Here is a 17116-nt window from a genome sequence, read left to right as displayed (position 1 = left end):
GCCGTTCGACTTGCATGTGTAAGGCATGCCGCCAGCGTTCAATCTGAGCCAGGATCAAACTCTTCAGTTCAAACCTGTTACTGTTTTCGGGCTCTTCCGAACCCGGTCGCTCACTCAACGTACTGACGATGATTGATCCGTCTCTCGACAGACAAACCTTCCTCTAATACTGTGTGAGGCTTCTGATACTTCTGCCTGACAGCAGACTCCGGAGAATCCGCCGCCGCATTCCGCATCAAGCGCCCACACTTATCGACTGTTAGTTTTTAAAGATCGGTCCGCCAAACCCGCCGCGCCTGAACCACCACTACCCGGCACTGCTTCGTTTGCGTCGCTGCGTCTGCAGCAGAGAAACGAGATTATGGAGAACTTCCGTCGGATCGTCAACAGGTTTTTATCACTCGCTTAACCTGCCCACGCCGCTGAAGCCCACGCCATCAAAGGCTTCCCGCTTCTCCGCACCCCGGCGCCCGGAGCGCGAAAGAGCGGAATTCTAGTCGCCGCAGCCAGAACTTGCAAGCGAAATCCTGGGGTTTTCCTTAGGGGATCTTTCCCATACGGCCCGGATCGTCTATCGATGGGGTTTTCACTTCGGGCGCCAGCGTCTGGGCGGCGGATGCGCCGATCGTCCAATCATGCAGCACGGTATAAGCGACCGCCAGCAACGTCGGGCCGATGAAAACACCAAGAAAACCAAACGCAAACGCGCCGCCGAGGATGCCGAGCATCACCAGAATCAACGGCATGTCACTGTTTTTGCCAATCAGGATCGGCTTGATGACGTTGTCGGCCATGCCGACTACCAGCAGGCCCCATATGACCACAAAAATCGCCCATCCAGTCGACCCGCCCTGATACAGCCAGATCGCTGCCGGCAACCAGACAATGACCGGACCGCCCGGCACCACCGACAGAAAAAACGTCACGAGCCCGAGCAACGCCGGCGCCGGTACGCCCGCCATCCAGAAACCGAATCCCGCGAGAACCGCCTGTACGAGGGCCGTACCCAGAATCCCGTAGACCACCCCCTTCACCGTGCTGCCCGCCAGCGCCAGCAGATACTCGGCGCGCTCACCGGCTACTCGACGCATTCCGGCGTTCAGCCAGGCGGCCGCCCCCTCGCCACCGGTATAAAAGAAGAACGCGAGCACGATGCTCAACGCCAGCAGCCCCAGCCCATGCGTCACCGCAAGCGCCGCCGCCAGAATCCACTTCCCAGCCGGCGCGGCGAGCGTGCGCAATTGCGCGATCAACTCGGAATTGCTGCTGGTCAAGCGCTCCCAAAAGGCCCCGATGCTCGAACCAACCAGCGGGATCCGCTGCACCCACTGCGGCAGATCGGGCAACCCCGACTCGAAAAGTCTTTGCACCAGCGCAACGATGTCGTGAACATGCGCGCCGAACGCGAAACCCGCATAGACGAACGGCCCGAGCACCACGACCAGAATAATCAGCACGATCAAGGTCGCGGCCAGCTTGCGCCGCCCGCCGACCACGCCAGTGAGTCGCCGGTAGAGTCCCCAGGAACTGTAGCTGAGGATGGCGCCCCACAGCAGCGCGGTCGTAAATGGCGCCAGCACCAGCAACGACCCACCCACGAGCACAATCAATGCGAATACCGCGGCAAGTCGCTCGATCAGTTGGTCAGATTTCACGATGAATCTCCTATTGCGCCAGACCGTGGCAATGACATGACACACGCCCGTCAGGCGCCCGCTGAACGCCGTCAGTATAGAAGCGAGTTGGGCGTCCGGGGTGTCTTATACCATCCCGCCAGCGTGTTGCGAGTCGCTTGCGACTGTGCCGGTGGCGATCGCATTTTTTGAGATGAAAGCGCCCAAATTGCCCGGAGATTGCTGGCCAATCCATATTGCTGCCTGGAAAAGACTAGAATATAAGGTTCCGTGCCCCCAATTTTTCTGGATTTATGCGCTCGCGAATCACCAAACGTCTCCCTCCCGACGCCGACAAGCTCGTCGGTCTCTCGCTCGCGCTTTTCGCGTCGGGCAGCCGTACCGAAGATCGCTTCTGGGAAGCGAAGCTCGACGCGCTGCTGGCCAAAGTCGTGCGCAACGCCAACCAGACTACGCTGGACGCCGCGCTCGACCATCTGCAGCAAAACCATCCGGATGCCTACGGCGCGCTGGCCGACATGGCGGAAACGCACAGCGAATCGTTCGTGATCGAACATGAAGGCGTGTCTTATGAAGCGCTGCTGATCGCCGCGCCTGTGCTCGCCTGGACCCGCTACGTGATTCCGTCCGGCCCGCTCAAGTCCGACGCCGCCGACGCCCTGCGCGCCCACCTGCAAGCGCACGTGCTCGCCGCCAACACGCGCGTGGCAATGGCTCCGTTCCTGTTCAGCATCGACCAGTTGCCGCGCCATCACGTCGAAACGTGGCGCATCGCCCAGCAACTTGCGCAAGCCGCGGTCAGCGGCGGCAACGCGAAGCTCAATTTCGGCGAACTGCCGGAGACCTCGCCGATTCTGGCGGACCCGCGCTTTCTGCTCGCCGTAGTCGCCGCGCCCGTCGGCGACGCGACGTTCCGCTGGCAGGAAGAAGAGCACGGCACTCGCATCGAGCGCGGCCAATGTCTCGAACAATGGGCCACCCAAGGCGGCGCGAATCTGTCGGTCGTGCTGCCGGGCTGCGAATTCGAATGTCTGCTGCCGGATGCGTACTACTCGGCGTGCCGCGACGCCGATGAAAGTGTGCGTCCGCACACCGTGCGTACCGCCGTGCGTTATCTTTTCGACACTATTGGCGCGGCGCCGCAGGATCTGCGCGCGGTGGTCGCCGGCTTCGGCGAACGGCGCATCGACGAGTACCGCGTCGGCTTCACGCGCAAGGGCAGCAACGACGTGATCTACGGTGTCGTGTGGCCACTCTACGGCCGCGAAAACGGCGAGGCGGGCATCGACGAGGAGCCGGAGGAAATCACCGGCTCGGACGAACCGCTCGAGGAAATCGTCGCGCTGCTCAAGGAAACCGGCATCACGGATGTGCGCCGCCACGCGGGCCGCTTCGAGCCGGAATATTGCGACGACTGCGGCGTGCCGCTGTATGCGGACCCGCTCGGCGAAATCGTCCACGCGGAAATGCCCGAAGACGCCGAGCCCGCGCAACCCCATTTCCATTGACACCGAAGTCGACATCCCCGCCTTATCGCAAAAAAGCCCCGTATATACGGGGCTTTTTTGTTGATTGTCCGCATTTCTTATGCCTTTTGGACAGCCGTCAAAACGAAGGGAATTTGTCATCATAGGCACGGTGACGCATCGCCGTGATCGAGTCAGCTCCACGAGTCCCACAGATGCGTCGCGCCATTTCGCCCGATACATCTGGAGACATGCATGCGCTTCGCGATTCTCAATTCAAACGCAGAACGACGTGATGGACTCAAAGCCTTGCTGCGGCAGATCGACCGGCTGGCACGCTTTACAGAAGCCGATGAATGGCGTCTGCTCGAACGTCCGTTCAAGCGTTATCGGCCTGATCTCGTCGTGATCGACTGGGAGGACTGGATGTCGGTTGCGCAGGTGCGTGCGTTGCTCAGCCACTTTCCGGACCTGCGCATCAGCGTGCTCACCGACGGGACTTTGCCCGCGCTCGTGCGCGCGCTGATGGACGAAGGTGTGCTCGGCGTTGTTCCACGCGACACCGATCCCTGCCTGATCGTGCGCGCATTGGAAATGGTGCTGCTCGGCGGTCACTACGTGCCGCCCGGCGCGCTGGCGATCGATCCGCCGCTGCCGACCGACACCGCGATCCGTACGTTCGACGAAGAAAGTCCGCCGCCCCGCCGCAACAAGCTCTCGGGCGGGCTGTCACCGCGGCAGGAGCAGATCATGCGCTGCGTGCACATGGGCAGCACCAACAAGATGATCGCGCGCACGCTCGGCATTAGCGAAGGTACGGTCAAGATCCACCTGACGAGCATATTCCAGCAACTTGGTGCGCCCAATCGCGCCGCCGCGGTCGCGCTTTACAACGGATGGCTCACGAATCATTTGCAAGTGCTGCGCAACAACGGCGAGCACAGCGCGCGGCCGGTCATACGCGGGCAGCCTGGCCCAGTTCCGCTCCGGCGCCGCACACGTGCGCGCTTCCAGTATCCGTTGCCGGGCAGCGACACCAGCAGCGCGCTACCGATGGCCGCGGAGCCCGCCACGTCGTACGGTGAGGCCCCACCCGGCCGGCCCGCGCGGAAGTCGGTCGGCCCGGGTTCCGCATGACGCGGGGCGCGGGGCACGTCGCGCGCATGGGTTGGAACGCCCGCATGCGCGCAGCGTCGAGGGTGGGCTGGCATGGAATCCGCTCACACCTTTTGTCGTCCAACGAGTAATATGAGACACATGGGTTTCCTCTACACACCGCTTCCGTTTTGGGTCGCTGTCGGTGGCTGGATTGCCACTGCGATGGTGATCGCGCTCGCGCTGTGGAAAAAACCTTTCAAAAGACTTCAGGACGGCACGCTCCAGCATGTCTGGCTCGCGATAATCGTCGCGGTGTCGGTGCTGTGGTCGAGCAACGCCTGGCTCGACGACGGCACCGTGATGCACCTGCTCGGCGCCACGCTCGTCGTCACACTGTTCGACTGGGGGCTCGCCCTGATCGCGATGGCGGTGGTCGCGGGGCTGGCCGCCGTCGTCTTCGATGCGCCGTGGCAGGGCATCGCGCTGACGTTCCTCGTGTACGGAGCCCTGCCCGTCGCGATCTCGACCTTGCTCCAGCGCATCTGCACCGCGTGGCTACCGCGCAATCTTTTCATGTTCATCTTCGGCCAGGGCTTCGTTTCGCCCGCCATTGCCGTGTCGTTGACGGCCGCGGCAGCGCTCGGCATCCATATCGTCGTGTCCGGCGGTTCGATGACCGTGGTGCCGATCGGCTACGCGCTCAGCGTGCTGCTGCTCGCCACCGGCGAAGCATGGTTCACTGGCATGGCGACCGCGCTGATCGCGGTCTACCGTCCCGCATGGGTGACCACCTACGACGTGCGGCGCTATCGTCTGGGCGGCCCGCGCACCTGAGAATGCGCGCTTTGACGTCGCGTGCGGCGCATCTGTGATAATCAGCGCCTCATCACTGGAGACTTTCCGGGCGCCCCCATCAGGACAAGGCAGAATATTTGCAGCAACATTGAACTCAACCCTTGCGCGCGGCATCTTATTTGCCTCATCTCCCATTTGCGTCTAAAGAACTAGATGGATCGCACCAATGTACCGAGCCGGTTGCTGCGGGTGATCGGCCGGTTGGCAGCCTGCGCAGCGAGTCTCTCGCTCATCTGCGCGGCTCCCGCATTCGCTGATCAGCTCGAACAGCACAACGACCTCGTCAAAAGATTTATCACCGAAATGCACGCGGATCCGCTCGTCGCGGACTGCGCCGCGCATGGCGACTTCGTCGCGAGCACCTCGACCGCTTTCGACCACGTCGAATTCCCGTCCAGTTCGTTCGACAGTGCGCACTCGTCGGTTACGCCATGGAACGACTCGTTCGACGAAGGCAAGCAGCGCGTCAAGGTGGACAGCATCGTCACCGTCGAGGGCGTCGGCGTGCGCCAGGACAACTCGGGCGAGCCGGCCGATCTGAAATTCCGCTGCGGCTACGTCGGCTCGCAGATGCTCGCGTTCAGCTGGAACGATCCGGTACCGCCAAACCGCGCGCATAGCGCGGGATCGGGCCAGCACAAAGGCGGCAAAGGCAAGCACGCGGTCGGCGGCAAGACGTCGAAGAAGTCGTCGAAGACAGGCTCGGGCCATTCGTCGCGCACGACGTCGAGCAAATCGGCAAACAAGAGCTCGAAGAAGAAGAGCCAATGACATCTGGCGCTGATCGAGCCGCGCCACCGTCCGATCAGTCGCCCCAATAAAAAACGAGGCACGCACTTTTGCAGTGCGCGCCTCGCTTTTTGTGTCCATCCGTCCGCTTTCTTCAGGCGAACGTCTCCACGTGTCGCAGGATCGCTTGCAACATTGAGGCGCCAAGCGATGCGCTGCGCTCGCCGTTCCAGCCGACCCGCTCGTCGGGCAGATTTGCGTTGTCCTTGAACGGCATTTCCAACGTCAACGACAGGCAGCCGAATTCGTTGCCGATGTACTTCGACGCGAGCTTCAACGCATCCTCGCGATACTTGCTCGCCGCATAGCCATACTTGTCCTGAAAATCCGGACTCGCGTGCTTGAACGCCTCGATGAACGCCGTCTGCTCGCGGCCCTGCCGCTCGGTGAAGCCCGGCAACATTTCGGAGCCCGCGACGAACACATACGGCAATGCCTCGTCGCCATGAATATCGAAGAACAGGTCGCAGCCTATCGCATGAATCGCGTCGCGCACCACCAGCACCTCGGGACTGCGCGCGGCATCCGGCTCCATCCATTCGCGATTCAGGTTCGCGCCGGCCGCGTTGGTGCGCAGATTGCCGCGCACGCTGCCGTCCGGATTCATGTTCGCCACGATGTGAAACACCGCACGATCGTAGAGCTTGCGCGCGACCGGGTCGCCCGCCCAATCGCCCCAACCGACGAGGCGCTTCACGAACCCCTCGATGAACCATTCGGCCATCGTCTCGCCCGGATGCTGCCGGGCAATCAGCCAGATGTTCTTTTTGGGCGCGGCGTTGGCGGCATCGTTGGCGGGCGGCGTGCCGAGCGTGAGCAGCGAAATCGGCCGGCCTTCGACCGTCTTGCCGAGTTCGGTCAGCGACGCGTGCGGCATCTGCTGCACGGCGCCGAGAAACTCGGCATGACGCTCCTCGCTGTACGGTTCGAAGTACGCGTAGTAGATGCTGTCGAAATCGGGCGTATGGTCGATCGTCAGCACGCGGCCGTCGTACGACGTCGGCACGCGAAACCAGTTCACGCGGTCGTAGCTCGCGACCGCCCGATAGTCGCGCCAGCCCTCCGCGAACGCGCACGCGGCTGCGTTCTCGAAGGTCATCACGCAGCGCTCGCCCGCCGCGCCCGTCAGGCGGAAATAGAACCACTGCGCAAACTCGGCGTGGCTGTCGGGCCGTACGCGCAGGCGAATATTGCCGGCGTCCTCGCAGGACAGCACATCAACTGCGCCTGCGTCGAAATTGCTCGTAATCGATAACGTCATCGGAGTCTTCCCTACCTGAATTCACGCTGCCTTTTTAGCGCAGCGGCACGCTTATTCCGCAACGCGGCGGCGAAATACGAAAGTGGAGTCGTTCGAGGCTTCGGCACTGAACGCGTAGCCTTCGGTCTCGAAGTCCTTCAACTGCTCGGGACGATCGAGGCGATTTTCCACCGCGAAGCGCGCCATCAAGCCGCGCGCGCGTTTTGCATGGAAGCTGATGATCTTGTAGCGGCCGCCCTTCCAGTCTTCGAACACCGGCGTGACGACCGGCGCGTCGAGCAGCTTCGGCTTGACCGACTTGAAGTATTCGCCCGATGCGCAATTGACCAGCACGCGCGAGGTGGCCGCATTCTTCTTCAACTGCGCGTTCAACGCGTGCGTGATCCGCTCGCCCCAGAACGCGTACAGATCCTTGCCGCGCGGGTTGACGAAACGCGTACCCATTTCGAGCCGGTACGGCTGCAGCAGATCGAGCGGACGCAGCAGGCCGTAGAGGCCCGACAGCACCCGCACGTGATTCTGCGCATAGTCGAGATCGGCCGACGACAACGTCTTCGCATCGAAACCTTCGTACACGTCGCCGTTGAAAGCGAGCACCGCCTGCTTGGCGTTGTGCATGCCGAATTGCGGCGACCAGTCCGCGTAACGCTGAAAATTGAGGTGCGCGAGCTGATCGGAAATGCTCATCAGCGAAGCGATCTGTTGCGGCGACAAACGGCGCAGGCCGCTGATCAGTTCGGCGGCGTCATCGACGAAATCGGGGATCGTGTGCTTTTTGACGTGCGGCGGGGTGTCGTAGTCGAGCGATTTCGCCGGCGACAGAACGATTATCATAGAGGCTTGCAGGCACGCCGTGCCTGGCGGTCAAAGACGAAAGCCCGATTGTAACGAATGCCCGGTTCCCTCGCCTCAAGCGGCGCGTTGCGCGTCGTACTCGATTCCAATGTCTGGATCGACATACTCGTATTCGACGACCCTCACACGCGGCCGATCGCCGCCGCGCTCGAAAGCGGCGCGCTCGCCGCGCTGATCGACGCGCGCTGCCTCGCCGAGCTCGCCTACGTGCTCGACTATCCGCAGTTCGCGCACCGCAATGTCGACAAAGCCGCTGCGCTCGCGCTCGTCGCGCGGCTGGCGCAACTGGTCGAGCCGTGTGAGCCGACCGAGTCCGCCGCCGACGCGCGGCCGCTGCCCCAATGCAAGGATCGCGACGATCAGAAGTTTCTCGAGCTTGCGCATGCGGCGCAGGCCGACTGGCTCGTGTCGAAAGACCGTGCGGTGCTGAAGCTCGCGAAACGGATCGCGCGCGACTTCGGCTTCAGGATCGCGCAACCGGCACCGTTCGTCGCGGCAATCGGCATCGCGCAGAATGCTGGGGGCGAGCCCGTCAACGCGTGAATCCGACCGTCCGTGTGGCGCGTTGAGCCGAGCGCATGTTGAAGGTTCATCGTCAGGCGGCTTCTGACGATCAACGTGACACCCGCGGCGCGCACAGCATGTCGCGATTCCCTACAATCAGTTTTCGCCCTTCGCAACGACAGTTCGAGAACCGGCCCACCTTATCGCCCTGCTACCCACGACGCCATGAACGCACCGCACGACACGCCCACGAGCCCCACGTTTCCGTCTCGCCTGCCGAACGTCGGCACGACGATTTTCACCGTGATGAGCGCGCTCGCCGCGGAAAAAGGCGCGGTGAATCTGGGTCAGGGCTTTCCCGACTTCGCCTGCGATCCGCGCATCGTCGACGCGGTCGCGAACGCGATGCGCGAGGGTCACAACCAGTATCCGCCGATGGCCGGTGTGCTGCCGCTGCGTCAGGCGATTTCGGACAAGATCGCGAATCTGTACGGCCGCCACTACGACGCCAATAGCGAAATCACCGTGACCGCGGGCGCCACACAGGCGTTGCTGACCGCGATTCTTTGCTCTGTCTATCCCGGCGACGAAGTGATCGTGATCGAACCGACCTACGACAGCTATCTGCCGTCGATCGAACTCGCGGGCGGCAAGCCGGTTTTCGTCACGCTCGACGCACCCGACTACGCCATCCCGTTCGACAAGCTCGCCGCCGCGATCACGCCGAAGACGCGACTCATCATGATCAACACGCCGCACAATCCGACCGGAACCGTGTGGCGCGAACAGGACATGCGCAAGCTCGAGGAGATCGTGCGCGGCACCAACGTGCTGATCCTGTCCGACGAGGTGTACGAGCACATGGTCTACGACGGCGCGCCGCATGAAAGCGTCGCGCGTTATCCGGAACTCGCGCAGCGCAGCTTCGTCGTGTCGAGCTTCGGCAAGACCTACCACGTGACGGGCTGGAAAGTCGGCTATGTGGTCGCGCCCGCCGCGCTGAGCGCCGAGTTCCGCAAGGTGCACCAGTTCAACGTGTTCACCGTCAACACACCGATGCAGATCGGCCTCGCCGATTACATGAAGGACCCGGCGCCGTACGTGGAGCTACCGGCGTTCTATCAACGCAAGCGCGATTTCTTCCACGCGGGCCTTGCGAATTCGCGCTTCAGGCTGCTGCCGTGCACGGGCACGTATTTTCAATGCGTCGACTATTCGGCGATCAGCGACCTGCCCGAAGCCGAATTCGCGCAATGGCTGACCGGCGAAATCGGCGTCGCGGCGATTCCGGTCTCGGCGTTCTATCACGAGGCGCACGAGTCGGGCGTGGTGCGCTTCTGCTTCGCCAAGCAGGAAGGCACGCTCGCTACAGCGCTCGAACGGCTCGCGCGGCTCTAGGATGCTCCGCGCGATGTCACGAACGAACCCACGTTCCTTGTCATCGCGCTGCGCGGCATGGCTGTGCGCTGCACACCCATGCGCGCGTCACAACACGGCGGTCATTCCGTCAGGACGCGCGCGACGCCGCGACACAGGCCTTGCGATCCTCCGTCACGCGCTGCGCCGCCGGCCGCGCGTTGATGGTCTTGACGTAGCGCTTCCAGTCGATCCCCGCCTCGAGCAGAAAATCGCGGCCGTAAATGGTCTGTGTCGCCATACCGACGAGCGGCAGGCTCACGTAGCCGGCGGTATCCGCCACGCTGAATTGCTCGCCGCACAGATACGGCGAGAACTTCGCGATCCGTTTGAAACCGGCGATGTGATGCGTGAGCAGCTTCTCGACGCGCCCTTTCGTCGCGTCGCTGACCGTGCCGCCGAAAAACGCTTCCTTGTACAGATTGCGCACCGTCAGCTCGAGATGTACATCGACGAAAAAGATCATTTCGCGTTCCTTGGCGGCCTGCCACGGGTCGGCGGAGAAGATCCGCTTGTCGGGAAAACGCGCCGCCAGATATTCGACGATGCACTGCGACTCGCAGAGGTCGCCGTGCTCGGTCTGCAGATATGGCACCTTGCCGAGCGGCGAATGCTCGAGCAGCGCTTCTTCCTGACTCGGTTTCACGAACTGCTCCTCGAACTCGATGCCATGTTCGAGCAGCACGAACTTGACCTTGTTGTAATAGTTGGACAGCGCAAAACCACACAGCTTGATCATCGGGTGTCTCCTTGTGTCATGGTGTGTGAGACCGCGCGTCGAGGTTGAAGCAGCGGCTTTCCATCGAATCATCCACGAAATTGAACGATCGTGCTATTCTAAAATAACCATGGAGTCGGGCATCACAATGAACTCTCGCAATTTCAGCATCGAGACCATCGGCATCGTCGGCACCGGCGCGATGGGCCGCGGTATCGCGCAGATCGCGGCGCTCGCTGGTCTGCGCGTGCGGCTCTACGACACCAACGCGGCCGCCATCGGCGCCGCGCGCGACTATCTCGCGGAGACTTTCGCCAAATTGACGGCCAAAGGCAAGCTGGAGCAGTCGCGCTCGCTCGCCGCGCTCGCCAACGTGAGCGGCGTGCAGGCGATCAGCGAACTGGTCGGCTGCGATCTCGTCATCGAGGCGATCGTCGAAAAGCTCGAGGTGAAGCAGGCGCTGTTTCGCGAGCTCGAAACCGTGGTCAGTGGCCGCTGCATCCTCGCGTCGAATACGTCGTCGCTGTCGATCACCGCGATAGCCGCGGGCTGCACCGTTCCGTCGCGCGTGGTCGGCTATCACTTCTTCAATCCGGTGCCACTGATGAAGGTCGTCGAAGTGATCGACGGCCTGCGCAGCGACCCCGAAGCCGGCGACGCGCTGATGGATCTCGCGCGCCGCATGGGCCACACGCCGGTGCGCGCGAAGGACATGCCGGGCTTCATCGTCAATCACGCGGGCCGCGGCATGAATACCGAGGGCTTGCGCGTGGCGGGCGAAGGCGTCGCGAGCTTTGCGGACATCGACCGCATCATGCGCGAGCAGGCCGGCTTTCGGCTCGGGCCGTTCGAGCTGCTGGACCTGACCGCCCTCGACGTGTCGCATCCGGTGATGGAATCGATCTATCACCAGTTCTACGAAGAACCGCGTTACACGCCGTCGCCGATCACGGGCACGCGGCTATCGGGCGGACTGCTCGGCCGCAAGAGCGGCGAAGGTTTCTATCGCTACGTGGACGGCAAGCAGCAGGTTCCCGCCGAAGCGCCCGCGCCGACCACGCTGCCGCAAAGCGTGTGGGTCAGCCAACGCTACCGCGACGCGTATGAGGCAGTCGTGCAACTGGTCGGCAAAGCGGGCGTAAAGCTCGACGAAGGCGCGACGCCCGCCGCCGGTTCGCTGATCGTCGTCACGCCGTTCGGCCACGACGCGACCACGGCCGCGGTCGACGAAGCGCTCGACGCGAGCCGCGTCGTCGCCGTCGACGCACTGTTCCCGCTCGTCGGCGCGCAACGCCGCACGCTGATGACCACGCCGGCCACGACACGCGCCGCGCGCGATAGCGCGCATGCGCTGTTCGCCGCCGACGGCATCCCCGTCACCGTCATCCGCGATTCGACCGGCTTCGTCGCGCAGCGGGTGGTCGCGACGATCGTCAACATCGGCTGCGACATCGCGCAGAAGCAGATCGCGACGCCGGAGGACATCGACCTCGCCGTCACGCTCGGCCTCGGCTATCCGCGCGGACCGCTCGCGCTCGGCGACGCGCTCGGCGCCAACACCATTCTCACGATCCTGCGCAACATGCACAGCGTGCTCGGCGAACCGCGCTATCGTCCGTCGCCGTGGCTCGCAAGACGCGCGCAACTCGGCCTCCCGCTCACACAGCGCGACGCCGCCGACATCCCAACGGAGACCCAATCATGAGCGCCGCCCTGCTCGCTTCACGCCCGGCCAGCAGCGAATCCACACTGGTCCTCACGCTGTCGAACCCCGGTGCGCGCAACGCGCTGCATCCGGACATGTACGCCGCGGGCATCGAGGCATTCGATACCGTCGAGCGCGATCCGTCGATTCGCGCCGTCGTGATCACCGGCGCCGATAACTTCTTTTGCGCAGGCGGCAACCTGAACCGCCTGCTCGAAAATCGCGCGAAAGATCCCTCCGTGCAAGCCGATAGCATCGACATGCTCGCTCAATGGATTTCGGCACTGCGGCTATCGTCGAAGCCGGTCATTGCCGCGGTGGAAGGCGCGGCGGCCGGCGCCGGATTTTCGCTCGCGCTCGCCTGCGATCTGATCGTCGCCGCGGACAACGCCAAATTCGCGATGTCCTACGCACGCGTCGGCCTGACGCCCGACGGCGGCGGCTCGTGGCTTCTCGCCGAGGCGCTGCCGCGCCAGCTGGCCACCGAGGTACTGATCGAAGCCAAGCCGATCGGCGCCGCGCGTCTGCACGAACTCGGCGTCGTCAACCGGCTCGCCAAAGCCGGCACCGCGCTCGATAACGCGCTCGCCTGGGCCGACGAGCTCGGCGCGATTTCGCCCAATTCGGTCGCGCGCATCAAGGGGCTGATCGCCGCGGCCGGTACGCAGCCGCTCGCGGATCATCTGGTCGCCGAGCGAGATAACTTCGTCGCGTCGCTGCATCATCGCGACGGTCTCGAAGGCATCACCGCGTTCCTCGAAAAACGCGCACCCGTCTACAAATGAACGACGAGAGAGCCGCCCGACATGCCCGACTACCAACTGCCGAAACGGCGCCGCATCTTCCTGATGCGTCACGGCGACGTCACCTACTTCGACGACTCCGGCCGCGCGATCGATCCTGAAACCGTGCCGCTGAACGCGAACGGCCGCGAGCAGGCGAGCGCGGCGGGCCGTGTGTTCGCCGGGCAGCAGATGCGCTTCGACCGCGTGATCGTCAGCGGCTTGCCCCGCACGATAGAAACCGCGCGGTGCGTGCTTGCCGAAACGGGTCAGCAGATCGAGCCCGAAATCGAGCCCGCGTGGCGAGAAATTCGCGGCGGACGGCTCGGCGGCATTCCGCCGAGCGATATCGAGGCCGCGTTTCTCGGCGTGTTCGACGGCATCGTGCCGGAGAGCATGCGCTTTCTCGACGGCGAAACGATCGGCGAGCTGTTCGATCGCGTGCTGCCGGCCGTCACGGCGCTGCGCGAAGACACGTCGTGGGACACCGCGTTGCTGGTGCTGCACGGCGGCGTCAATCGCGCGATCCTGTCGCACGCGCTGACGGCCGGCGGCCGCACGTTCTTCGGTCATCTGGCGCAGGCGACCGGCTGCATCAATGCGCTCGACGTCGGCGCCGCGCCGCGCGACTGGGTGCTGCGCATGCTCAACTATTCACCGCCGTCGCCGTTGCATCGCGACGTTCGCAACACCACGATGGAAATGCTCTACGCACAGTTCATCCGATACCAGCGTAGCTGACACCGAACTGGAGGAGACACATGGCGCAAGCCACGCAGACCGGCGAACCCGCACGCAGACAGGACTACTCGGCTTTCGAGGGCACCCGCCCGGTCAACGAGCGGCAACGCTTCGACAACGACGCGCTCGCCGCGTGGCTGGCCGGACATGTCGACGGATTCGAGGGGCCGCTCACGCTCGAGCAATTCGCGGGCGGACAATCCAATCCCACGTTCAAGCTGATCACGCCGTCGCGCGCGTACGTGATGCGCGCGAAGCCCGGACCCGCGGCGAAGCTGCTGCCGTCCGCCCATGCGATCGAACGCGAATATCGCGTGATGCACGCGCTCGCCGACACCGACGTGCCGGTCGCACACATGCTCGCGCTGTGCGAGGACGAAAGCGTGATCGGTCGCGCGTTCTACGTGATGGAGTTCGTGGAAGGTCGCGTGCTGTGGGATCAATCGCTGCCCGGCATGACGCCCACCGAGCGCGCGGCGATCTACGACGAAATGAATCGCGTGATCGCGGCGTTGCACAGTGTCGACGCCGCCACCGCCGGCCTCGCCGACTACGGTAAGCCAGGCAATTACTTCGCGCGCCAGATCGGCCGCTGGAGCAAGCAGTATCTGGCGTCCGAGACCGAGCCGATCGACGCGATGCACCGGCTGATCGAATGGCTGCCGCAGCATATGCCGGCCGAAACGAACGAGCGCGTGTCGGTCGTGCATGGCGACTACCGGCTCGACAACCTGATTTTCGATCGCAACGAGCCGCGCGTGCTCGCGGTGCTCGACTGGGAACTGTCGACGCTCGGCGATCCGCTCGCCGACCTTGCTTACCACTGCATGGCGTGGCATGTCGACCCCACGCAGTTCCGCGGCATCGCGGGACTCGATTGGGCCGCGCTCGGCATTCCCGATGAAGGGCGGTACGTCGAGCGCTATTGCCAACGCACCGGCTTCGAGATTCGTGGCGACTGGAATTTCTATCTGGCCTACAACATGTTCCGCATCGCAGCGATCCTGCAAGGGATCATGAAGCGCGTCGTCGACGGTACCGCATCGAACGCGCAGGCGCTCGACGCCGGCCGGCGCGCGAAGCCGATGGCCGAACTCGCCTGGCACTATGCGCAGAAGGTTCTCTAGACACAAGGGCGCGCCCTGCTCCCCATCATTCGCAGTCCGTTACCCGCGAGGTCCAAGATGAATTTCGATTACACCCCGAAGGTCCAGGCGTTGCGCGAAAAACTGCTCGCCTTTTTCGACGAGCACATTTACCCGAACGAACAGGCGTTCTATGCGGAGATCGCGCGCAACCGCCAGAACGGCAACGCATGGGTGCCGACCGAACTGGTCGAGCAACTCAAGCAGAAGGCGCGCGAGGCCGGTCTGTGGAATCTGTTCCTGCCGCAATCGGAGCGCGGCGCGGGCCTGACGAATCTCGAATACGCGCCGCTGTGCGAGATCATGGGCCGCGTGCCGTGGGCGCCGGAAGTGTTCAACTGCAACGCGCCGGACACCGGCAACATGGAGACGATCGAGCGCTACGGCAGCGAAGAGAACAAGCGCGAGTGGCTCGAACCGCTGCTGCAAGGGCAGATCCGTTCGGCGTTTCTGATGACGGAGCCAGAGGTCGCGTCGTCGGATGCGACGAACATCCAGACCAGCATCGTGCGCGAGGGCGACCACTACATGATCAACGGTCACAAGTGGTGGTCGTCGGGCGCGGGCGATCCGCGCTGCAAGGTCTATATCGTGATGGGCAAGACCGATCCCGGCGCGCCGCGCCATCAGCAGCAGTCGATGATCCTCGTGCCCGCCGACGCCACCGGCATCACCGTGCATCGCCCGCTCACGGTGTTCGGTTACGACGACGCGCCGCACGGCCACATGGAGATCACACTCGACAACGTGCGCGTGCCCGCTACCAGCATGCTCCTCGGCGAAGGCCGCGGCTTCGAGATCGCGCAAGGCCGTCTCGGCCCGGGACGCATCCACCACTGCATGCGCCTGATCGGTCTCGCCGAACGCGCGCTCGAATTGATGGCGAAGCGCTCGCTGCAGCGTGTCGCGTTCGGCAAGCCGGTGGCGTCGCAAGGGGTCACGCAGGAGCGTCTTGCCGAGGCGCGCTGCATGATCGAGCAGGCGCGTCTGCTCACGCTGAAGACCGCGTACATGATGGATACCGTCGGCAACAAGGGCGCGCGCGGCGAGATCGCGATGATCAAGGTGGTCGCGCCGAACATGGCGTGTCAGGTGATCGACTGGGCGATTCAGGCTCATGGCGGCGGCGGCGTCAGCGACGATTTTCCGCTCGCGTATGCCTATGCGTCGGCGCGCACGCTGCGTTTCGCCGACGGCCCCGACGAAGTGCATCGCAACGCGATCGCCAAGCTCGAACTTGCGCGCCATATGGATGCGGGCGCGGCGGCTCGCGTTGAGATGCCGGTCACACGCGTTTGAGCGCTTCGGCTCGGTGTGAGCGTGGGGACTGAGCCCGCGGCAAGCAGCGTCGCGCGATCTATGCTCTAATTTTCGGCAACGGCGGCGCCCTCTTTGCGGCGCCGCTTCGACGAACAAAGGAGCCAGGATGATCGACGTCTATAGCTGGGCGACCCCGAACGGCCACAAGATTCATATCATGCTCGAGGAAACGGGCCTACCCTACAACGTGCATGCCGTGAACATCGGTGCCGGCGACCAGTTCAAGCCGGAATTTCTCGCCATCAGTCCCAACAACAAGATTCCCGCGATCGTCGATTCCGAAGGTCCGAAAGGCGCCGACGGCCGACCTTTCGCGCTATTCGAATCGGGCGCGATCCTGATTTATCTGGCCGAGAAAGCCGGCAAGTTTCTACCGAGCGATCCGGCCGCGCGCTACGCGGCACTGCAATGGCTGATGTTCCAGATGGGCGGCCTCGGTCCGATGCTGGGGCAAACGCATCACTTCCGCGTGTATGCACCCGAGCAGATCGAGTACGCGGTCAATCGCTACACCAATGAGGCGCGACGTCTGTACGGCGTGATGGACACGCAACTCGGCAAGACGCGGTACCTCGCGGGCAACGACTATACGATCGCGGACATCGCCGCGTTTCCGTGGACCCGTTCGTGGAAAAATCAGGGCATCGAGCTCGATACCTTGCCGAACGTGAAGCGCTGGCATGAAGAGATCGCTGCGCGGCCGGCGGTGGTGCGCGGCGTCGAGGTGCTGGCGTCGGCGCGCGCTCCGCTGATGGACGACAAGGCGAAAGAGGTCCTGTTTGGCGCGACGCAGTACGCGAAACACTAGTTTCGGCCGTCTCGCTGAC

16 protein-coding genes and 1 rRNA gene are annotated in these 17116 nt (G+C 63.6%); 12 read left to right on the top strand and 5 right to left on the bottom strand.

Annotation, left to right across the window (positions count from 1 at the left end):
- Positions 1-70: ribosomal RNA gene (locus HDG33_RS14580) — 16S ribosomal RNA — on the bottom strand; the annotation flags it as partial.
- 469 nt (positions 71-539) lie between these two features.
- Positions 540-1655 carry an AI-2E family transporter gene (locus tag HDG33_RS14575; RefSeq protein WP_184028731.1) on the bottom strand — a complete coding sequence of 372 codons (1116 nt, stop codon included), beginning with the start codon at positions 1653-1655 and terminating at the stop codon, positions 540-542.
- 272 nt (positions 1656-1927) lie between these two features.
- Between HDG33_RS14575 and HDG33_RS14570 the strand changes: the two genes are divergently transcribed.
- The 4 genes from HDG33_RS14570 to HDG33_RS14555 all read left to right on the top strand — a co-directional run bounded on the left by HDG33_RS14570 (position 1928) and on the right by HDG33_RS14555 (position 5824).
- Positions 1928-3142 (top strand): DUF2863 family protein, encoded by a 1215-nt coding sequence (locus HDG33_RS14570; protein WP_184028728.1) that lies wholly within the window; start codon positions 1928-1930, stop codon positions 3140-3142.
- 213 nt (positions 3143-3355) lie between these two features.
- Complete coding sequence (locus HDG33_RS14565) at positions 3356-4237, top strand: response regulator transcription factor (RefSeq protein WP_090803814.1); 882 nt, start codon at positions 3356-3358, stop codon at positions 4235-4237.
- Positions 4238-4357: 120 nt separating this feature from the next.
- Positions 4358-5032, top strand: a complete 675-nt coding sequence (locus tag HDG33_RS14560; RefSeq protein ID WP_184028785.1) for an energy-coupling factor ABC transporter permease — start codon at positions 4358-4360, stop codon at positions 5030-5032.
- A gap of 174 nt (positions 5033-5206) precedes the next feature.
- Positions 5207-5824, top strand: coding sequence for a BspC domain-containing protein (locus tag HDG33_RS14555; RefSeq protein WP_184028725.1), 618 nt, complete (start codon positions 5207-5209; stop codon positions 5822-5824).
- A 112-nt stretch (positions 5825-5936) separates the two neighbouring features.
- Here the strand turns inward: HDG33_RS14555 and HDG33_RS14550 are convergent, their stop codons facing one another.
- Both HDG33_RS14550 and yaaA read right to left on the bottom strand, forming a co-directional pair.
- Positions 5937-7103 (bottom strand): carboxypeptidase family protein, encoded by a 1167-nt coding sequence (locus HDG33_RS14550; protein ID WP_184028723.1) that lies wholly within the window; start codon positions 7101-7103, stop codon positions 5937-5939.
- 51 nt (positions 7104-7154) lie between these two features.
- On the bottom strand, positions 7155-7937 hold the full coding sequence (gene yaaA / locus HDG33_RS14545) for a peroxide stress protein YaaA (protein ID WP_090803807.1): 783 nt from the start codon (positions 7935-7937) through the stop codon (positions 7155-7157).
- Positions 7938-7994: 57 nt separating this feature from the next.
- Between yaaA and HDG33_RS14540 the strand changes: the two genes are divergently transcribed.
- Positions 7995-8501 carry a putative toxin-antitoxin system toxin component, PIN family gene (locus HDG33_RS14540; RefSeq protein ID WP_184028720.1) on the top strand — a complete coding sequence of 169 codons (507 nt, stop codon included), beginning with the start codon at positions 7995-7997 and terminating at the stop codon, positions 8499-8501.
- 186 nt (positions 8502-8687) lie between these two features.
- Positions 8688-9860 carry a pyridoxal phosphate-dependent aminotransferase gene (locus HDG33_RS14535; RefSeq protein ID WP_184028717.1) on the top strand — a complete coding sequence of 391 codons (1173 nt, stop codon included), beginning with the start codon at positions 8688-8690 and terminating at the stop codon, positions 9858-9860.
- Positions 9861-9969: 109 nt separating this feature from the next.
- Here HDG33_RS14535 and HDG33_RS14530 read toward each other — a convergent pair whose 3' ends face one another.
- Entirely contained in the window at positions 9970-10617 is a 648-nt protein-coding gene (locus HDG33_RS14530; RefSeq protein ID WP_184028713.1) for a glutathione S-transferase family protein, read from the bottom strand.
- A gap of 127 nt (positions 10618-10744) precedes the next feature.
- Between HDG33_RS14530 and HDG33_RS14525 the strand changes: the two genes are divergently transcribed.
- From HDG33_RS14525 to HDG33_RS14500, 6 genes are all read left to right on the top strand, one after another.
- On the top strand, positions 10745-12301 hold the full coding sequence (locus HDG33_RS14525) for a 3-hydroxyacyl-CoA dehydrogenase (protein ID WP_221311409.1): 1557 nt from the start codon (positions 10745-10747) through the stop codon (positions 12299-12301).
- Positions 12298-13086, top strand: coding sequence for an oxepin-CoA hydrolase, alternative type (locus HDG33_RS14520; RefSeq protein ID WP_184028710.1), 789 nt, complete (start codon positions 12298-12300; stop codon positions 13084-13086). The genes HDG33_RS14525 and HDG33_RS14520 overlap by 4 nt, the downstream gene beginning before the upstream one ends.
- A 21-nt stretch (positions 13087-13107) precedes the next feature.
- Positions 13108-13824: a histidine phosphatase family protein gene (locus HDG33_RS14515; protein ID WP_184028699.1), complete on the top strand. Its 717-nt coding sequence runs from the start codon at positions 13108-13110 to the stop codon at positions 13822-13824.
- A 20-nt stretch (positions 13825-13844) separates the two neighbouring features.
- A complete protein-coding gene (locus HDG33_RS14510) occupies positions 13845-14951 on the top strand; it encodes a phosphotransferase (RefSeq protein ID WP_184028690.1) in 1107 nt (368 codons plus the stop codon).
- Between the two features lie 57 nt (positions 14952-15008).
- On the top strand, positions 15009-16268 hold the full coding sequence (locus HDG33_RS14505) for an acyl-CoA dehydrogenase family protein (protein ID WP_184028672.1): 1260 nt from the start codon (positions 15009-15011) through the stop codon (positions 16266-16268).
- Between the two features lie 127 nt (positions 16269-16395).
- Positions 16396-17097 carry a glutathione binding-like protein gene (locus HDG33_RS14500; RefSeq protein ID WP_184028667.1) on the top strand — a complete coding sequence of 234 codons (702 nt, stop codon included), beginning with the start codon at positions 16396-16398 and terminating at the stop codon, positions 17095-17097.
- The last annotated feature ends 19 nt before the right edge of the window (positions 17098-17116 follow it).

Source organism: Paraburkholderia sp. Cpub6 (assembly GCF_014201065.1).
Classification (GTDB): Bacteria; Pseudomonadota; Gammaproteobacteria; order Burkholderiales; family Burkholderiaceae; genus Paraburkholderia; species Paraburkholderia tuberum.
The sequence above is the reverse complement of the archived record's forward strand: the minus strand, read 5'-3'. Positions and strand labels throughout refer to the sequence as shown.

Bases quoted from the DNA above. Each gene is read 5' to 3' on its own strand.
- HDG33_RS14570 (WP_184028728.1), top strand. From the start codon at position 1,928: ATGCGCTCGCGAATCACCAAACGTCTCCCTCCCGACGCCGACAAGCTC.
- HDG33_RS14565 (WP_090803814.1), top strand. From the start codon at position 3,356: ATGCGCTTCGCGATTCTCAATTCAAACGCAGAACGACGTGATGGACTC.
- HDG33_RS14560 (WP_184028785.1), top strand. From the start codon at position 4,358: ATGGGTTTCCTCTACACACCGCTTCCGTTTTGGGTCGCTGTCGGTGGC.
- HDG33_RS14555 (WP_184028725.1), top strand. From the start codon at position 5,207: ATGGATCGCACCAATGTACCGAGCCGGTTGCTGCGGGTGATCGGCCGG.
- HDG33_RS14550 (WP_184028723.1), bottom strand. From the start codon at position 7,103: ATGACGTTATCGATTACGAGCAATTTCGACGCAGGCGCAGTTGATGTG.
- yaaA (WP_090803807.1), bottom strand. From the start codon at position 7,937: ATGATAATCGTTCTGTCGCCGGCGAAATCGCTCGACTACGACACCCCG.
- HDG33_RS14540 (WP_184028720.1), top strand. From the start codon at position 7,995: ATGCCCGGTTCCCTCGCCTCAAGCGGCGCGTTGCGCGTCGTACTCGAT.
- HDG33_RS14535 (WP_184028717.1), top strand. From the start codon at position 8,688: ATGAACGCACCGCACGACACGCCCACGAGCCCCACGTTTCCGTCTCGC.
- HDG33_RS14530 (WP_184028713.1), bottom strand. From the start codon at position 10,617: ATGATCAAGCTGTGTGGTTTTGCGCTGTCCAACTATTACAACAAGGTC.
- HDG33_RS14525 (WP_221311409.1), top strand. From the start codon at position 10,745: ATGAACTCTCGCAATTTCAGCATCGAGACCATCGGCATCGTCGGCACC.
- HDG33_RS14520 (WP_184028710.1), top strand. From the start codon at position 12,298: ATGAGCGCCGCCCTGCTCGCTTCACGCCCGGCCAGCAGCGAATCCACA.
- HDG33_RS14515 (WP_184028699.1), top strand. From the start codon at position 13,108: ATGCCCGACTACCAACTGCCGAAACGGCGCCGCATCTTCCTGATGCGT.
- HDG33_RS14510 (WP_184028690.1), top strand. From the start codon at position 13,845: ATGGCGCAAGCCACGCAGACCGGCGAACCCGCACGCAGACAGGACTAC.
- HDG33_RS14505 (WP_184028672.1), top strand. From the start codon at position 15,009: ATGAATTTCGATTACACCCCGAAGGTCCAGGCGTTGCGCGAAAAACTG.
- HDG33_RS14500 (WP_184028667.1), top strand. From the start codon at position 16,396: ATGATCGACGTCTATAGCTGGGCGACCCCGAACGGCCACAAGATTCAT.